Below are 16258 nucleotides of genomic sequence, written 5' to 3' on the forward strand. Positions count from 1 at the left end.
GCGTTGGTGACCGGGTTGCCGCCGGCGGTGCCGGTGGCCGGGTAGTAGACGTAGGTGGTGCACGGGCGATTGCCCCGCCGCCAGTCGTACCGGCGCACACCCACGGCGAACGGCGTGGTCGGCGCGGGGTCCGCGATCGCTCGTCCGGCACCGAGCAGAGATGTGCCCGCGCCCACCGCTGCGACTGCGCCCAGACTCAGGAAGGTGCGTCGTTGCATCGACATGCTGACTCCTTGTTCAAGGGTTTACGAGTGGCTGTGAGGCTGGCCGCTCCCGGCCGCCATGGGGGTGGTTCAGAGGCTGCGGGGTCAGGATGCGGTCGAGGTGGATGTCATGCCGGCTCCGCTGCCGTTGGCTCGCAGCAACAACGTCTGAGTCTTTACCAGAGAAACGGGCGGGCGACGGGCGTGCCGGCGGCATCAACCGCGCCAGTTCCGCCGCCTGGGCCGCACCACACGGAGCTGGGAGCGCGACGAATTGCCCTCTTCGTCGCGCAGCCCGGCGCCGGCATCGGGTCGCCGTGTCTGCTCCTCACCCGGCTCCCGCAGGCCGAGATGTGTCACATAGTCTAGCCACGACATGCCAAGTGTCAAACGACTCATGTCAATGGGTTTAACTGGCGGCGCCGCGGGGACGCACAGGCCATCAGCGCTCCGGACGACTTGCCGCTGCGGATCTCGCCCTGGGCTATCGGCCGGATTACCACAGCCGCCCTGGTCGTCCTGCGCATCCAGCATCAGCGCGCCACCTGACGGACACCTTGCCCGAACGTCGCCGCCGTAACGGGGTAAGCCGCACCGCCCGCCGCGATCCGGGGTTAAAGCGTTTGTGGCCACAGGCCGCAGCTCAGGACACCACCCTTCGCCCGACCACACGCCAGACGCAGTGGTCGGAAGGGGTGATGCGGTCATTGACAGTGATGAATTGCTGTGGTTACTTGTCCTGACACAGTAAGCGTTTTACCCACCGACCGTCCCCGCCCCTACCCCCGGAGCGCCCGATGGCACGACTCTCCCGTCGCAGCCTGCTGTCAGGCGCTGCGATCACCGGCGCGGCCAACCGGTTCCCGCCGTTGGCTTCGCCGGCCGCCGAAGGCTCTGCCCACTCCTCGGCGGCCGACCCGCCCCGCACGCCCATCACCCGGACGGCGCCGTTCGGCTGCGGTGGCTCGACAAAGCGGTCAACGAGGTCAGCTTCGTGTCCACCCATGCCGGCTCCCAGAGCGGCCTGGCCGCCATCCAGTGTCTCGCCCTGGTCGGCGATCAACAGAGAGGGAAACCGATGAGACGCGTTCCGAGACTCGCTGTCGTCGCGGCCGCGGCCAGCCTCCTGACTGGCGCGGGGGTGATGGTCGCGCTCACCGCGAACGCGGCGACCACCCGGTATGAGGCCGAAACCGCCCCGGCCACCTGCGACGGAGCCATCGCCTCGAACCACGCCGGCTACTCCGGCACCGGCTTCTGCGACAGCAGCGCCGCCAGCGGTGCCGCGGCCCAGTTCACCATCACCGCGCCCAGCGCGGGTGCCGCCACCGTGGCCATCCGCTACGCCAACGGCGGCACCGCCACGCGGCCGGCGGACATCAGCGTCAACGGCGCGGTCGCGCAGGGCGGTTTCGCGTTCGATCCCACCGGAGCCTGGAACGCCTGGGCCACCCGGACGTTGACCGTGCAGGTCAGTGGCGGCACCAACACCATCCGGCTCGCCGCCACCACCGCGCCCGGGCTGGCCAACATCGACTACGTCGAGGTGACGATCGGCGATGACACCACGCCGCCGCCGTCCTCCGACGCCAGGCGGATGGAACGCCTGGGTCGCGGAGTCGTCGCGGTGCGCGCGAGCAACAACAGCGTGCTGGTGAGCTGGCGGCTGCTGGGGCTGGACCCGGCCGGCATCGGTTTCAACGTGTACCGGTCCGCCGCCGGCGGTTCACCCGTGCGGCTCAACTCGGCGGTGCTGACCGGCGGGACCAACTACTCGGACACCAGCGCCAACCTGGCGCAGTCGAACGCCTACCACGTCCGGCCGGTGGTCGACGGCGTGGAGCAGGCACCGAGCGGATCGTTCACGCTGACCGCCAACCACGCCACCGAGCCGGTGGTCCGCCTGCCGCTGCGCGCCGGCGGGGCAGTGAAGTTCGTGTGGGTCGGTGACCTGGACGGCGACGGCGAGTACGACTACGTGCTGGACCGGCAGACCTCCCCGCAGACGATCGAGGCGTACCGCGGCAACGGGCAGTTCCTCTGGTCGATGAACATGGGGCCGAACAGCACGAACCAGAACAACATCGAGGGCGGCTCGGCCACGGTCAACGTCGGCCACAACGACGGCGTCACCGTGTACGACCTCGACAGTGACGGCCGCGCGGAGGTCGCGGTGCGGATCGCCAACGGCGTCCGGTTCGCCAACGGGGTCACGTACAACGGCCTGAGCGACAACACCCGCCAGGCCATCGCCATCCTCGACGGCATGACGGGCGCGCCGCGGGCGACCGCGCCGGTGCCGACCGACTATCTGTCCGACGGCCCGATGTACGCCCGCTTCGCCGTAGGCCACCTCGACGGGGTCAACCCGAGCCTGGTCGCGTACATGAAGAACCGGATCGGCTCCGGCGACTTCAACCTCATGTTCACCGCCTGGCGGTTCACCGGCAGCGCCCTGAACATGCAGTGGAAGTTCCTGCGCGGCAGGCAGAACCTGCCCGACGGGCACAACACCCGGGTGATCGACGTCGACGGCGACGGCAAGGACGAGATCGCCGAGATCGGGTTCGTGCTCAACGGCAACGGCACCCTGAAGTACTCGCTGGCGCCCCGGGGCATCGTCCACGGCGACCGCTTCCACATCGCCAAGATCGATCCCAGCCGGCCCGGCCTGCAGGGTTACGGCGTGCAGCAGGACAATCCCAGCGGGCTGCGCGACTACTACTACGACGCGGCGACCGGCAACATGATCTGGCAGCACGTCGAGGCCGGCACCGCCGACGTGGGCCGGGGCATGGTGGGAGACATCGACCCACGGTTCCCCGGCATGGAGGTCTGGGCCTTCTCGGGTCTCTACAACGCGCCCAGCAACCGGCTCACCCAGTCCAACACCTCGCTGCGGCCGTGGCCGCAGACGGGCCTGTTCTGGGACGGTGACATCACCATGGAGCTGCTGAACGACGGCAAGATCGAGAAGTGGAACCCGAACGCGCCCACCGGCACCAGCAGCGTGCCGCGGCTGGTGACCACCTCGAACTACGGCGCCGTCGACGCCAGCCAGAACGTCCAGCCCACGTTCCACGGTGACATCCTCGGCGACTGGCGCGAGGAGGTCGTGTACACCAACGCCAGGTTCAACGAGCTGATCATCTTCACGACGAACCAGCTCACCAACACCCGGCTCTACACGCTGGCGCACAACCCCGCCTACCGCAACGACATGACAGTCAAGGGCTACATGCAGTCCCACCACGTCGACTACTTCATCGGCAACGGCATGAGCCAGCCCCCGAGGCCGAACATCACCTACGCCGGAGGCTGAACCAACCGCGGAAGTCGACAGCGGCGGCAGACACCCGGAGGCGCTACGCCCCGGGTGTCTGCCGCCGCCGGAAAACGACAGGAGAAGCGTCATGCCCACACGGCGCGTGCTGCTCGACGCCGCCGGCGCGGCGGCCAGGGCGGGCCTGTGGACCGTACTCGGACTGCTCTTCGTGGTGGCCGCACCGGCCACGCTCGCCAGCGCCCACCCGACCGGAGCCCCGTTCCAGGTCCACCAATATCACGGCCTCATCCTCACGCCCGATCAGGCGCGGGTGGTCGCGGCCGTGCACACGGCGGAGATCGTCACCCGGCAGGAGCGGCGGGTCGTGGACGCGGACCACGACGGCACGGTCGACGCCGCCGAGCGACGTCGGCACGCGCACACCGCCTGCGCGGAGCTGGCCGCCGGATTCGCCGTCGAGGTGAACGGCGAACGCCTGCGCTGGACGGTGACACCGGGCGGCTACGACTACGAACCGGGCTCACCCGGGTTACCCAGCGCCCGGCTCACGTGCGACCTTGCGGCGCCCGCGCGGCTGTCCGCCCCGGCCACGGTGACCATCGCCAATCACCACCGGCCCGACGGCACCGGATACCGGGAGGTGACCGCCGTTGGGCGCGGCGTGCGTCTGATCGACTCGCGCCTGCCGGAGCAGAGCGTGAGCGAGCAGTTGAGGGCGATTCCGCCGGCGGACGCCCTCGTCGTCAACGTGCCAGCGGCGACGGTGCGGGTGGAACCGGGAGCGGCCGTGGCGGGCGCACCGACCGCGGCGGCGCCGGCGGAACGCGCCGGGCTGCTGACGACAGTTCCGAGATGGGCGGAGCAACGGATCGAGGCGTTGGCCGCCGGCCGGCTCACCCCGCTGCTGGCGGTCCTGGCCGTGTTGACAGCGGTGCTGCTCGGCGCCGGGCATGCCGCCCTGCCCGGGCACGGTAAGTCCGTGCTCGCGGCGTACCTCGCCGGGCGCCGCGGCCGGCCGTCGGACGCGCTGGCCGTGGGTGCCACGGTCACGCTCAGCCATACCGGCGTGGTGCTGCTGGTGGGGGTCTTGATCAGCACCAGTACGGCGTTCGCCGCCGACCGGCTGCTCGGCTACCTCGGCGTGATCAGTGGACTGCTCGTCATCGCGGTCGGGGTCGGAATGCTGATCGCCGTCGTACGCGGTCGAGCCGGCCACCCGCGCGGCCACGGTCACGACCACCACCACGGTCACGACCACCACCACGATCACGCCCATCAGCACGGACGTCGGGCCGGACGGCTGGGGCTGGCCGGCATCGGTGTCGCCGGCGGTCTGGTGCCCAGCCCGACCGCGCTGGTGGTGCTGCTGGCCTCGATCAGTACGGGGAAGGCGGTCTTCGGCGTGCTGCTGGTGCTCGCGTACGGCCTTGGTATGGCCGGCACGCTCACGGCAGCCGGCCTGCTTCTGCTCGCGGTCAAGCGTTGGGTGAGCCTCGCCGAGCGCCGCCCCGTACGCATGTTGGCCCGCCTCGGCGCGGTGGCGGCCTGGCCGCTGACCACCTCGGCGCTGGTGCTCGCCATCGGCACCGGCCTTACCCTGCGCGCCGCTGCGGTACTCACCTGAGCCGCCGTCAGGAGGCCATGCCGCCGAGGTGGCAGGCCTACGTGCGCTGGCCAGTGTCGTGTCGGCGCCCGTCGCCGGATGCCGCCACCACACGGTGATCGCGACGCTGGTGGCCAGACACCCTCCTGACCGTCGATGACCTCGCCGCCAGGCTGGGCAGGCCCGAGAACACCCAGTTATGACCGCCTGTGGCCCACCAGCGACCTGCGGCGCCGGGCGACCGCCGTCCACCGGCGGGCCGGCTCCTGGCTCGCCCACGTCGATACGGCAACGGCGACGACCAGCAGCACGGCCCACCGCTCGTGGGTCCTCGCCCACTCCGTGTCGTCCGGCGGGACGAAGAGCGCCATCCGGTCCGGCAACAGACGCGCGGCCATCACCAGACCCAGCAGGACGGGGAAGGCGAGGAGGCCGCCGCTGTCCGGGCGGCCGCGAAGGCGGACAGCCGCCACCGCGAGTGCGACACCGCCGAGCGCGGCCGCCTCGACCGTGACGCCACCCAGTGGGAGCGTCGCGCCGATCCCGTCCTCGGCGCCGGCCACCGTCACCGCCAGGACGAGCGCCCACCACACCGCCGCCGCCGGCAGGATCACGCCGGCGCGGGCGGCGTACCGGACCGGGCGCGGCGTCGGTACGGTCGCGATGCTGCGCGCGGCCGGGTCGTCGAGGAGAAACCCGACGCCCAGCGCCCCGCAGACCGCCGCGACGCGCAGCAGACCCACGAGGTCTTCGCCCGTCAGCGTCACCGCGGTGGCGGCGGGCACGGTGACGATCGCCAGCCCGAGCCCGGCCGCGGCCAGGAACGTCCACCACGGCATGGCCCGCGCGACCGGCCGGAACAACCGGGGTACGACCCGAACGCTCACGCCTCGCATACGGTCCGCTCCTCCTCCGGCGGCAGCGGTGCCACCGCAACGCCGAACAGCTCGCCGGCTCGCTCCGTCGGCGTGCCCGCGGCGCTCAGCTCGGCCCACGAGCGCCGGACCAGCTCCGCGACCTCGTCGGCTGGACGCTTCAGCAGGGCCAGCGCCACCGCCATCTCGCGGTCCGGCACCGACAGCGCGACCGGGAACTGCCACTCGCCGAACGGCACACCGCCCCAACTGTTGGCGTCCACCTCTCGCAGGCCGTCAGTCGCCTTCGGGGTCGCCTGGCCGGCCAGCCAACCGACCAACACCCCCCGCGCCCCGCACACCTGTCCGCCCGCCGGGCCTCCGGCGCGCGCGACGACCTCGTACGCGACCAGGCCGGCGAACCCGATCTCGGACTCCCCATCGCCCCACCGCGTGCCGACCGTGACCGCGTTCGGGGTGCCCGCATCAGCGTCCACCCGCCGCCACGCCGCTGCGGCGGCTGCCTGCTCCTCGGCGGTCACCACCAAGCCGTTGGCAGCCCGGTCCGCAGTGGATATCCGCTGCCGCACGGCGAGCGGCTGCCGGGCCTGTGCCTCGGGTACCCGGCGCAGCACCCCGCGCACCACGGCGTCCCACCCGCCGACCCAGGGGGCGAAGTCGTCGAAGGCGCAGTATGTGACCTGGTCGATTCGCTGGCAGCTCTGCATCTCGGCAGGACGCTCGGCGGCCGTGGCCTGGGCGGTCCGGACGGCGTCACTTGTCGGGAAGAACTGCGCCGAGCCGGCCAGGACGGTGATCGACAGGCCGGCGGCGCCGGCCGCGACGAGCCGGCGGCCGCGGGCACCAGTGACGGCCAGCGCCGCCGCGGCCACCAGCACGATCAGGCCAACGACGTACGCCAGGTGCCAGCCGGCCGGGCGGGACATGAGGTCGACCGGCAGCGGCATCGGCGGCTCATCCATCGCGATCGGCAGCAACCAGCGCAGCCGGGCCGCGGCCGGAGTGGACGGGAGCAGCCCGGCCACCGTGACGACGGCCAGAACCAGTAGCAGCAGCGGCGCGACGATCACGGCCCGGACCAGTCGGGCGAGCAGCACGCCGGCGGCACCGAGCAGCAGGACGGCCGCGGGGTAGGCGGCCAACTCGTACGGGTTGGGCCGGCCCGCCGCACCAGGCACGGCGGCGAGCAGGCCGATCCGTACCGCGACCAGCACCGCGACCAACAGCCCGAACGGCACCACGGACAGCAGGAAGGCACCGGTGCGCCATGGTTGGGGTAGCACGAACGTGTCGTACAGGACGGTCGTGGCGTGCCGGTGGGCCCGCAGCGCCGCCAGGTTTGCCGCGATGAGGGCGGCGCCGCCCAGCGCCAGCAGGGCGAGGAACTGCTTGGACCGGTCCTCGTCCTGGAGGACCGGGTACCGATTCGCCCCGCCGGACAACCACCCGTACAGCTCGGGGCCGACGAACAGCAGGATGCCGGCGATCGTGACCGGATGGCGCAGGAGGCGCACCGCCTCCACCCGGGCAAGGGCGACCATGGCCCGGCGCGGGTCGCCCGGGGCCGGGTCGGGGAGAACCTGCGGCTGCTCCGTCATCACCGTGCTCATGCGTACGCCTCCTGGTCCGCCGTCGCGTCGACGAGCATGAGATATCCGTCTTCCACCGTCGGTTCGAGCAGTTCGGCGCCGGTCGGCGGGTCGCCGACGTGGCGGTAACGCCCGGTCCCGGCACGCCAGGACGCGAGCGCCTCGGGCGCGCGGGATCCGCTCGTCCACACCCGCCCGCGGGCCAGCGCGGCGAGGTCGACGGGGGTGCCCTCGAACCGGACCGTGCCCCGGTCCAGCACAATCACCCGCTGGCAGAGCGCCATCACCTCCTCCGTCTGGTGGGTGGAGAGCAGCACGGAGCGTCCCTCGCCCAGTTCCGCGACGACCTCACGGAAACGCAGCCGCTGCTCCGGGTCGAGGCCCACCGTCGGCTCGTCGAGGATCAGCAGGTCCGGATCGCCCAGCAGCGCCGCTGCCAGGGCCACCCGCTGGCGCATCCCCCCGGACAGCGCCCTGATCTTCTTTCCGCGCTGGTCCGCCAACCCCACCGCGGTCAGCACCCGGCTCACCTCCTCGTGGCGGACGCGGCGGTTGGTCAGCTCCTTGAGGATCGCCACGTAGTCCACGAACTCGAACGCGGAGAAACCCGGATGGAAGCCGGGATCCTGGGGTAGGTACCCGAGGCGGCGCCGGACAGCGAGCCGGCCGGATTCGGTGCGCGGGTCGGCACCCAGCACCGTGAGCTGGCCACGGTCGGGCACGAGCGCGGTGGCGACGATCCGCAGCAGCGTCGTCTTGCCCGCGCCGTTGGGGCCGAGCAGCCCGGTCACGCCGTCGCGCAGCGTGAACGCCACGTCGGCCAGGGCGAGCGTTCGGCCGTACCGCAGCGTCAGGTCGGACGCGCGGACCACAGGACCGGTCGCGGTGACGGTCACCAGAACCTCCTTGGGGTTTCGAACGCCCGGCGGATCCGGGCGAGCACGAGAGCGGCCAGCGCGCCGGCCAGCGCCAACGCGAGCTGTCCGGCCGGTACGAAAACGGCCGAGCCGCCGGAGCCGACGCCCAGCGTGGACGTCACCAGCGCGATCCACCCGAGGCCGACCGAAGCGGCGGCGAGGACCGGACCCAACCGGGGTGTGAGCGCCAGGCTGAGTAGGGTCAACGCCAGCGCCGGCAGGAACCAGCCCAGTGCCACCAGGCCGTAGTCAGGCAGCGCCAGGCTCGCCGCGGCGCTCAGCGCGGTAGTGGCGGACAGCACGGCCACGCAGCGCAGCAGAAGCAGCCGGAACGTGTGCATCGGCGCCACCACGGTGATCTCGTACGTGGGGTCCACCCGCGGTCCGAAGGAGAGCGCCACCCCGCCCACCGGCAGCAGCGGCGCGGTGGCCAGGAACACCACCGGGTGCGCCAGGTTGGCCAGCAACGCGACGAGCGCCAGCGTCGAGACCACCGCAGCCAGCCAGGACAGTCGCAGCACCGGCGTGGCGGCGAGCAGCCGCGCGGTGTGCTCGGCCACGCCGACCCTGACCAGCAGGCGCTCGACCGGCCCCGGGACGGGTGCGTCCAGCTCCGCGTCCAGCCTGGCCCAGCCCGCCCGCACCACCTGCGGGTCGACGACGGCGAGCCTTTCTCGGCACTGCGCACACGCCGCCAGGTGCGCCTCGATGGACCAGAGAACAGGTGGAACCAGCACTCGTTCCCCGTACCGCCGCAACTCCCTGTCTGGTGGGTGCCACCCGGTGGCGTCCATGGCTGCCTCCCCCTCGCTGATCACGACAACTCCTGACGCAGTTGCCGCCGGGCCCGCATGGCCCGGGTCTTGACCGTGCCGGCTGGAATTTCGAGCAGCACTGCCGCTTCCGCGGTGGTCAACCCGTCCAGCACCGTCGCCTGCACCACCGCCCGCAGCTCTGGTGAAAGCCGGGCGAGCGCCCCGGCGAGATCACCGTGCTCCACGCCGACCAGCACCTGCTCCTCAGCCGACGGCTCGTCGGCGTGCCGCCGCCGCGCGAGCAAGCCGGCCAGGCGTTGTCGAGCACCGTGCCCGCGCAGCGAGTCGATCAGCCGGCGCGAGCCAATCCGCCACAGCCACCCGGCGACGTCACCCCCGTGCTGCTCCCGGTATCTGGCCGTGCCGCGCCACACCGCGAGGAACGTCTCCTGCACCACGTCGTCGACCAGCGCGCCGTCCGCGCAGCGGTACCGCATGCGCAGCACCAGCCAGGTCGCATGCCGCCGGTAGAACGCCTCAAAGGCGCTCCGGTCACCGGCCGCGACACGTGTCAGCAACTCGGCGTCGGTAGGGGCGGTGCCGGGCGTACTCATCACACCCCTTCATCGGGCCCGGCACCGCAGACGGTTCACCGAACCCGGTAACTGGGGTGGAAACGACGCCGACCCACACCCTGACGACCTCGACACCGCGATCGGCCGGCTCACCGTTGCAGCACGCCTTGCCGGACAGCAAACCCGGTTTCGGGGCATTCGCTGATGGACCATGCTTGACGACATGGCTGACACCATGCGGGTGTGGCGCAGCGCGTCCCTGGCCCAGACCATCGGTGAGATCGAGGCAGAACTCGACCTGGCCTGGGCGCGCCTGCTCAGCGAGTTGGGCGTCGCCTGCGGTTCGTCGGACGAGACGGCGCTGAGCTGGCTCGTGGTCGACAGTCCCGACGAGCATGACTGGCGCGTCGTCGATGCCGCCCTCGACCGCCTGACGTGTACGGAGTGCGGATCCACCTTGACCAGGGGACCTGATACCTGCCGGCGGTGCACGTACTACCACGAAGTGCGCTTCGCGGCCCGAGAGGTGGACCGGCCGGATGTGCCGGCCGGCAACGAGCACGCCATCCGCGTCTCCTTCGCCGTTGCCCGCAGCCGCACGCGGTACAGCGCGCGGGCGAGGGTCGGCTACGAACTGGTCCTGCCCGCTCTCGTCACCGGTGACCTGCCCACCACGAGACAAGCCCAGGCAGCCAAAGCACTGATCAACAAACTGACACCCGAGGAGTGCGACCACGTCGCCACCCTCGCAGAAGTCGAAGAACTTGCACGTACCCGCCAATGAGTCAACGGAATACGAAGAGATCCACTACTCAACCCGGATCCTGGGCCTCACTGCAACAACGCGTCCACCGACTGATCGCGCCAGGAAGGGTGTACTCCACACAGCCCGCTTCGGTGACACGCTCGCTGTTGTCAACGTGCGGCGGCGCACCTGTCCACCGTCCGGCATCGGCGGTATCCGCCGGACACCACCGACGCGGAGTGGGTGCCCAAAGGCCTCCCGCGAGACGACATCGAGGGAAGGAGGATCTGCCGTGGCGCCGTTCGTCAACTTCGAGAACCGCCTTGCCGTGCTGACCGGCGGCGCGTCGGGAATCGGCCGTGAGCTCTTGCTCCAACTCGTGCGGCAGGGAACCCACGTGGCTGTCTGTGATGTTGATCAGGGAAAGCTGGAGGCGGCAGTTCGCCGCGCCCGCGCCGCCAATCCCCACGTCCGGGTGACCGCCCACGTGCACGACGTCGCCGACGAGGCTGCCGTCGGCCGGTTCCTCGACGAGGTGGTACAGGCGCACGAGTGCGACGCGGTCCACCTGCTGTTCAACAACGCCGGCGTGGTGGGTGGGGGCTCGTTCGTCGCCGGTCGGCGAGACGAGTGGGAGCGAACGTTCGCCGTGTCCTGGTTCGGTGTGTACCACTGCACCCGGGCGTTCCTGCCGATGCTGCTCGCTGCCGATCAGGGGGTTGTCGTCAACACGTCGTCGGTGAACGGGCTGTGGGCGAGCTTGGGGCCAGGGTCGGCGCAGACCGCCTACTCGTCGGCGAAGTTCGCCGTTCGGGGCTTCACCGAGTCGTTGCTGGTCGACTTCCGTTCACATGCCCCGCACCTGTCCGCTGTGCTGGTCATACCGGGCCACGTCCGCACCGGGATGCCGTCACCTCCCCGGTCCTGGCGCCGTGCGCTCGGCTCGCTGTTCGTCGACTACCAGCCTGTTCCCAGCGCCACCGCCGCAGCCATGATTCTGGACGCCGTACGCAACGGCGACTGGCGAGTCGTCATCGGCCAGGACGCCGCAGCGGTGGACGAGCGTGTCCGATCAGACCCGTGGACCGCCTACGACTGAGAACGAGCGCGGACGTCCCCGGTGTTGCGCGTGGCGAGAACCTCGTCCGTACTGGTCACGATCCTTCTGATCATTGCGATGGGAACGCGGGGTGCAGCCGCATGCCCGCTCAGCCTGGATGCAGCGGGTGACCGACGTTGAGCGGTGCGGGAGGCTAACCGGCTGTGGTGTGCCGTGGTAACCACGCCCGCGCTCGGGCCGGAGGCTCGGCGCTGCTGGGGTCATTCTGGCGGCGCCCAGGCATTGACCTGAGCGTAGGACGGAAGGTCTGGTCGTACGGCGAGGCCGTCGCGGACGGCTTCCGCGGTGTTCACGGACGCGGCCAAGGCGGCGCGGAAGAGCAGGGAGCCGGTGCTGACCCGCCGGACGCCCAGGTCTGCCAGGGCGGCGACGGTGTGCCGGCCGGGCAGGAACAGGACGTTGACCGGCACGTCGACCGCTGCCACGACGGCGGCGATGTCGGCCGGCTCCGCCAGGCCGGGAACGAACACCCCGTCGGCGCCGGCAGCCGCGTAGAGCCGCACCCGGCGCAGCGTTTCGGCGAGGTCGCCCGGTCGCTGCCAATGAGTGTCGGTCCGGGCGTTGACGAACAGCTGCGGCACCTCCTGCTTCACCGACCGGATCAACGCCGCGTGCGTCTCGGCAGGGCCCAGGGCGTCTTCCATGTTGACGCCGACCGCGCCGGCTGCGGCCACGGCGACCGCGGTGCCGACCGATCCGGTCTCGATGTCGACGGTGAGCTGGACCGGGAGCCGCGCCAGGCTGCGGGTGAGGCGCAGCGTCTCATCCTCGCCGGCGCCGGTGCCGTCGGGCAGGCCGGCTGCGGCCGCGACGCCGAGGCTGGTGGTGCCGAGCGCGGGAAAGCCGGCCTCGACCAGACACCGGGCTGAGGCGACGTCCCACACGTTCGGCAGGACGAGCGGGTGGCCGCTGCGGTGCAGGGCAGCGAAGCCCTTCATACGAGGGCCCCTTCGACGAGGGCGAGGGCATGCTCGCGCCCGGGGCAGCGGCGTGGCCCGGACCCGAACGCCAGACCGCCTGCCAGGCTCACCTGCACCACCTCGCCGGCTTCGACCCTGACGTCGCCGACGGTGCTCCTGACCAGCGCCTGCCGCTTGGTCGCCGGAACCGGTGGTTCGTCTCGCAACACGTCGTCGACAGGGCGGTGTCGAGTCCGTTCGATCAGGGCCGTGGTGGGTTCGCAAGCCTGCACGAGCAGCCCGATGCGGGCTGCGGTCGGCTCGTCGAAGACGCCACCGAAGACCGCAACCAGCCGGACGACCGCCGCGTCTGCCCTGAACTCGTCGCCAGTACCTGGCTGGTACGCCTGCGCGACATCGCGCACCAGGTCCACGACGGGCTCGCCGACGCCCATCTCGCGGGCGAGGGCCGCCACCGGATGCATCGGGCCGTAGCCTCGGAGCGACTCCGGCGCGATCGCGTCCAGGATTGCGATTGACATCGCGCGCCGGCGCTCGTGCGCCTCCCCGGTGCTGAACCGGCCGACCGTGGCGCGTAGCCAGGCGACTCCCGAGGACACGGGTGGGACCGGCGGCACCACGAAGGCCGAGTCGTTCAGGACGGCGAAGGCGGCGTCGCGGCCGCTGATCTGCTGCATGAGGCGAAGGTACGGCCGCAATCGTTCGGCGGCCGCCGAACGGAAACGACCTAGGCTGGGCAGGTGACCTCAGCCTCGGACCTGGCGTCGCTCGCGGCTCTGCTGGCCGACGAGACCCGGGCAGCGATGTGCCTCGCGCTGCTCGACGGGCGTGCGTGGACTGCGGGCGAGTTGGCGGCGCACGCCCGCGTCGCGCCCTCCACGGCGACCGGGCACCTTCACCGCCTCATCGGCGGCGGGCTGCTCGTCGAGCGGCGCCAGGGCCGTCACCGATACGTACAACTCGCCGGCGCCTCCGTCGCGCAGCTTCTCGAAGACCTGGCGGCCCGGATCGAGCACCGCCCGGCCTCGCCGCGAGGGCTGCGGGCGGTGACCGCGAACTCGGCTATGCGACGTGGTCGCACCTGCTACGACCACCTCGCCGGACGGCTCGGTGTCGCGGTGACCGACGCGATGACCCACACGGGGCTGCTGGACCAGACCAGCGGTTTCGCCCTCACCACGGCCGGCCTGGCCTGGCTCACCGACACGGCCGGGCTGAGGCCCGAGGACCTACGGCCAGGCAAACGGCCCCTCGCACGCGGATGCCTCGACTGGACGGAACGGCGGCAGCACCTCGCCGGGTTGGCCGGGGCGAAGCTGTGTGAGACGTTCCTCGGCAACGATTGGGTGGTGCGGATCGGGTCCGGCCGGGCGGTGCGGCTCACCCTGAACGGAAAAGCAGCGCTGCGGGACCTCCTGGGGCTCTCCGACGTCAACTGACGTGTGCGCTCGGTGGGTGCCCGCTCCGCGATGCCCCACAGCTTCCGCAGAACCGTCGGCGAGCACCCGGAGGATGGCAGGCGCGCTCGGTTGCTGCTGCCCGATCGCGCGGTTCCATCGGCCCGCGCGGTACCGCTGCTTTTGGCTGCCGTTCAGGTCTTTTCGACGATCCGGTTCTCCCAGGCCCATGCGGCGATCTCGACGCGGTTGCGCAGGCCGAGCTTTGTCTGGATGGTCGACACGTGACTCTTGACCGTGCTCAGGGAGATGAACAGTTCGGCCCCGATCTCCAGGTTGGTACGGCCGCGTGCGATCTCCCGTACCACCTCGATTTCGCGTTCCGACAGCGACGGCAGGGACTTGGTGGACGCGGGCACTGGTGTCGTCAGGTGGCGCAGTAGCCGTATGGTGACCGACGGGGAGACCAGCGCGTCGCCGTTGTGGGCGGCGCGTACGGCCTCGACGAGCAGGGCTGGGCCGGCGTCCTTGAGGATGAAGCCGACCGCGCCGCCGCGTAACGCCCCGTACACGTACTCGTCGAGATCGAATGTGGTGACCACGATGACCCGCATCGGGTGGGGTATGCCGGGCCCGGCGAGTGCCCTGGTCACCTCGATGCCGTCGAGCCGGGGCATGCGGATGTCCACCAGGCAGACGTCGGGGCGCAGCCGGCGGGCCTGGGCGATCGCCTCGACACCGTCTGGCGCCTCGGCGATGACGCTGATGTCCGGCTGGTCTTCGAGGATGAGCCGAAGGCCCCTGCGGATCATCGCCTGGTCGTCGGCGAGCAGTACACGGATCGTCATCGTGGCCGTCCGACCTGGGTGGGTAGGGTGGCCAGGACCGACCAGCCGGTGTCCGGGCGGGGGCCGGTGTGCAGCGTACCGCCGAGGGTTTCGACGCGTTCGCGCATGCCGATCAGGCCGTACCCGCCGCGGTGGGAGGCGCGGACAGGGCCCGGTGGTGCGTCGTCGACCACTTCGACCGTAACGCCGGAAGGGTTCTGGTCGACGGTGACGGTGACGCTGCGGGCGTGCGGCGCGTGGCGGGCCACGTTCGTCAGCGACTCCCGGATGATCCGGTACACGGTGCTGGTCACCTCCGGCGGCCATGCCGTGCTCTCGTCGGGTAGCCGCAGGCGCACCGGCGGGCCCTGCCGGCTGAAGCGTTCGACGAGTACGCCGAGCTCTTCCGGCCCGGCCGAGGCGGGCGGCGCGTCCTCGGTGTCGCGCAGCAGCCCGACCACGCGGCGCATCGCGCGCAGCGCCTCGGTGCCGGCGGCCTCGATCTCGGTCAGCGACTCGGTCACCTGCCCCGGGTTCTTGCGCGCGACGAGGTGGGCGGCCTGCGCCTGGATCAGCATGCCGGTGACGTGGTGGGCCACCACGTCGTGCAGTTCCCGGGCCAGTTCCAGCCGCTCGTCCCGACGAACCCTCTCGACGGTGGCCGTCGCGCGCTCGTCCAGCAGCCGCAGCGCCAGCCCGCCCGCGACCGCGCCGAGCCAGGCCGCTACGTTCATCATCCAGACTCCCGAGGCGCCCGAGGACTGCGGGCGAGCGGCGAGATAGGCGCCGCCGACCACCGCGAGCCCTCCGGCGGCGAGCGCACCCGCCGGTACGGGAGGCAGCGCCCGCACCGCCGACCCGACGAGTACGGCGAGCGCCAGTGCCATGGCCGGTCCCGGCTCGGTCGGGAGGTGGAACACCCGGGCCGCCGCGATGGCCAGCCCAGCGATGCCGAGCCCGGCGACCGCCGCCCACGCCCGCTGCCGCCGCCGTACCAGCGCCAGCACACAGACCACGACGGCGGCCGTACCGCCGGCGAGCCAGTACCGGGCACCCCAGGTCTGGGCGATCGCCAGGGCCTGAAGGACGATCGCGGCGAGAAAGGCCACGGCGAGTCCCGCCGTGGCCGTGACCCCGAACAGCCGATCGCAGGCCCTCATCCGATTCACGTTACGAGGCCCCGCCCGGCCACACCCAGGGTGATCCCGAACGCCACGGCAACCAGCCAGGCGACCGCGTTCACGACGGTCACCGCGGTGAAGCCCGCAGCCAGTTGCGCCCGCCCCGCTGTCCACGATCGGGTACGCCGTGAGCCCGAGCGCCAAGACGAAGACCAGCCCCCAGCACGGCGTTCGTTACCGTTCGGTGTGTCGTACCCATGCCGAGAACGCTAGGGAATCGCGGGCGCAGGCGAACCAGCCGAAAGTAGGGCCGCCGGCGTGCCGG

The 16258-nt window shown here is 71.5% G+C and carries 14 protein-coding genes and 1 pseudogene; 5 read left to right on the forward strand and 10 right to left on the reverse strand.

The window, feature by feature from the left end:
* Nucleotides 1-224 (reverse strand): annotated as a pseudogene (locus E1193_RS06330) (hypothetical protein); the annotation flags it as partial.
* 1057 nt (nt 225-1281) lie between these two features.
* Here E1193_RS06330 and E1193_RS06335 point away from each other — a divergent pair.
* Complete coding sequence (locus tag E1193_RS06335) at nt 1282-3525, forward strand: carbohydrate-binding protein (RefSeq protein ID WP_132181164.1); 2244 nt, start codon at nt 1282-1284, stop codon at nt 3523-3525.
* A 91-nt stretch (nt 3526-3616) separates the two neighbouring features.
* The gene (locus E1193_RS06340; RefSeq protein WP_132181166.1) at nt 3617-5113 is read left to right on the forward strand and encodes a sulfite exporter TauE/SafE family protein; all 1497 of its coding nucleotides are present in this window, start codon (nt 3617-3619) and stop codon (nt 5111-5113) included.
* Between the two features lie 176 nt (nt 5114-5289).
* Here the strand turns inward: E1193_RS06340 and E1193_RS06345 are convergent, their stop codons facing one another.
* The 5 genes from E1193_RS06345 to E1193_RS06365 are packed head-to-tail and all read right to left on the reverse strand — an operon-like array spanning nt 5290 to nt 9842.
* Nucleotides 5290-5979, reverse strand: coding sequence for an ABC transporter (locus E1193_RS06345; protein ID WP_132181168.1), 690 nt, complete (start codon nt 5977-5979; stop codon nt 5290-5292).
* Nucleotides 5976-7577, reverse strand: coding sequence for a hypothetical protein (locus E1193_RS06350; protein WP_132181170.1), 1602 nt, complete (start codon nt 7575-7577; stop codon nt 5976-5978). The genes E1193_RS06345 and E1193_RS06350 overlap by 4 nt, the downstream gene beginning before the upstream one ends.
* A complete protein-coding gene (locus E1193_RS06355; protein WP_132181172.1) occupies nt 7574-8452 on the reverse strand; it encodes an ATP-binding cassette domain-containing protein in 879 nt (292 codons plus the stop codon). Before E1193_RS06355 ends, E1193_RS06350 begins: the two co-directional genes overlap by 4 nt.
* On the reverse strand, nt 8449-9291 hold the full coding sequence (locus E1193_RS06360; RefSeq protein ID WP_207922591.1) for a hypothetical protein: 843 nt from the start codon (nt 9289-9291) through the stop codon (nt 8449-8451). The genes E1193_RS06355 and E1193_RS06360 overlap by 4 nt, the downstream gene beginning before the upstream one ends.
* Nucleotides 9288-9842 (reverse strand): RNA polymerase sigma factor, encoded by a 555-nt coding sequence (locus E1193_RS06365; protein WP_132181173.1) that lies wholly within the window; start codon nt 9840-9842, stop codon nt 9288-9290. Before E1193_RS06365 ends, E1193_RS06360 begins: the two co-directional genes overlap by 4 nt.
* 184 nt (nt 9843-10026) lie before the next feature.
* Between E1193_RS06365 and E1193_RS06370 the strand changes: the two genes are divergently transcribed.
* Together E1193_RS06370 and E1193_RS06375 are read left to right on the forward strand one after the other, a co-directional pair.
* A complete protein-coding gene (locus E1193_RS06370) occupies nt 10027-10587 on the forward strand; it encodes a hypothetical protein (protein ID WP_243707325.1) in 561 nt (186 codons plus the stop codon).
* A 253-nt stretch (nt 10588-10840) separates the two neighbouring features.
* On the forward strand, nt 10841-11647 hold the full coding sequence (locus E1193_RS06375) for an SDR family oxidoreductase (protein ID WP_132181175.1): 807 nt from the start codon (nt 10841-10843) through the stop codon (nt 11645-11647).
* Between the two features lie 221 nt (nt 11648-11868).
* Here E1193_RS06375 and E1193_RS06380 read toward each other — a convergent pair whose 3' ends face one another.
* Both E1193_RS06380 and E1193_RS06385 read right to left on the reverse strand, forming a co-directional pair.
* A complete protein-coding gene (locus E1193_RS06380; protein ID WP_132181177.1) occupies nt 11869-12606 on the reverse strand; it encodes an isocitrate lyase/phosphoenolpyruvate mutase family protein in 738 nt (245 codons plus the stop codon).
* On the reverse strand, nt 12603-13265 hold the full coding sequence (locus E1193_RS06385; RefSeq protein ID WP_207922592.1) for a hypothetical protein: 663 nt from the start codon (nt 13263-13265) through the stop codon (nt 12603-12605). The genes E1193_RS06380 and E1193_RS06385 overlap by 4 nt, the downstream gene beginning before the upstream one ends.
* Nucleotides 13266-13328: 63 nt before the next feature.
* On the opposite strand from E1193_RS06385, the gene E1193_RS06390 reads away from it, so the two are divergent.
* Entirely contained in the window at nt 13329-14027 is a 699-nt protein-coding gene (locus E1193_RS06390) for a winged helix-turn-helix domain-containing protein (protein WP_132181179.1), read from the forward strand.
* Between the two features lie 152 nt (nt 14028-14179).
* Here the strand turns inward: E1193_RS06390 and E1193_RS06395 are convergent, their stop codons facing one another.
* Together E1193_RS06395 and E1193_RS06400 are read right to left on the reverse strand one after the other, a co-directional pair.
* Nucleotides 14180-14833, reverse strand: a complete 654-nt coding sequence (locus E1193_RS06395) for a response regulator transcription factor (RefSeq protein ID WP_132181181.1) — start codon at nt 14831-14833, stop codon at nt 14180-14182.
* Nucleotides 14830-15972, reverse strand: coding sequence for a sensor histidine kinase (locus E1193_RS06400; protein ID WP_132181183.1), 1143 nt, complete (start codon nt 15970-15972; stop codon nt 14830-14832). The genes E1193_RS06395 and E1193_RS06400 overlap by 4 nt, the downstream gene beginning before the upstream one ends.
* Nucleotides 15973-16258: the final 286 nt, after the last annotated feature.

It is taken from the genome of Micromonospora sp. KC606 (genome assembly GCF_004348675.1).
GTDB lineage: Bacteria > Actinomycetota > Actinomycetes > Mycobacteriales > Micromonosporaceae > Micromonospora.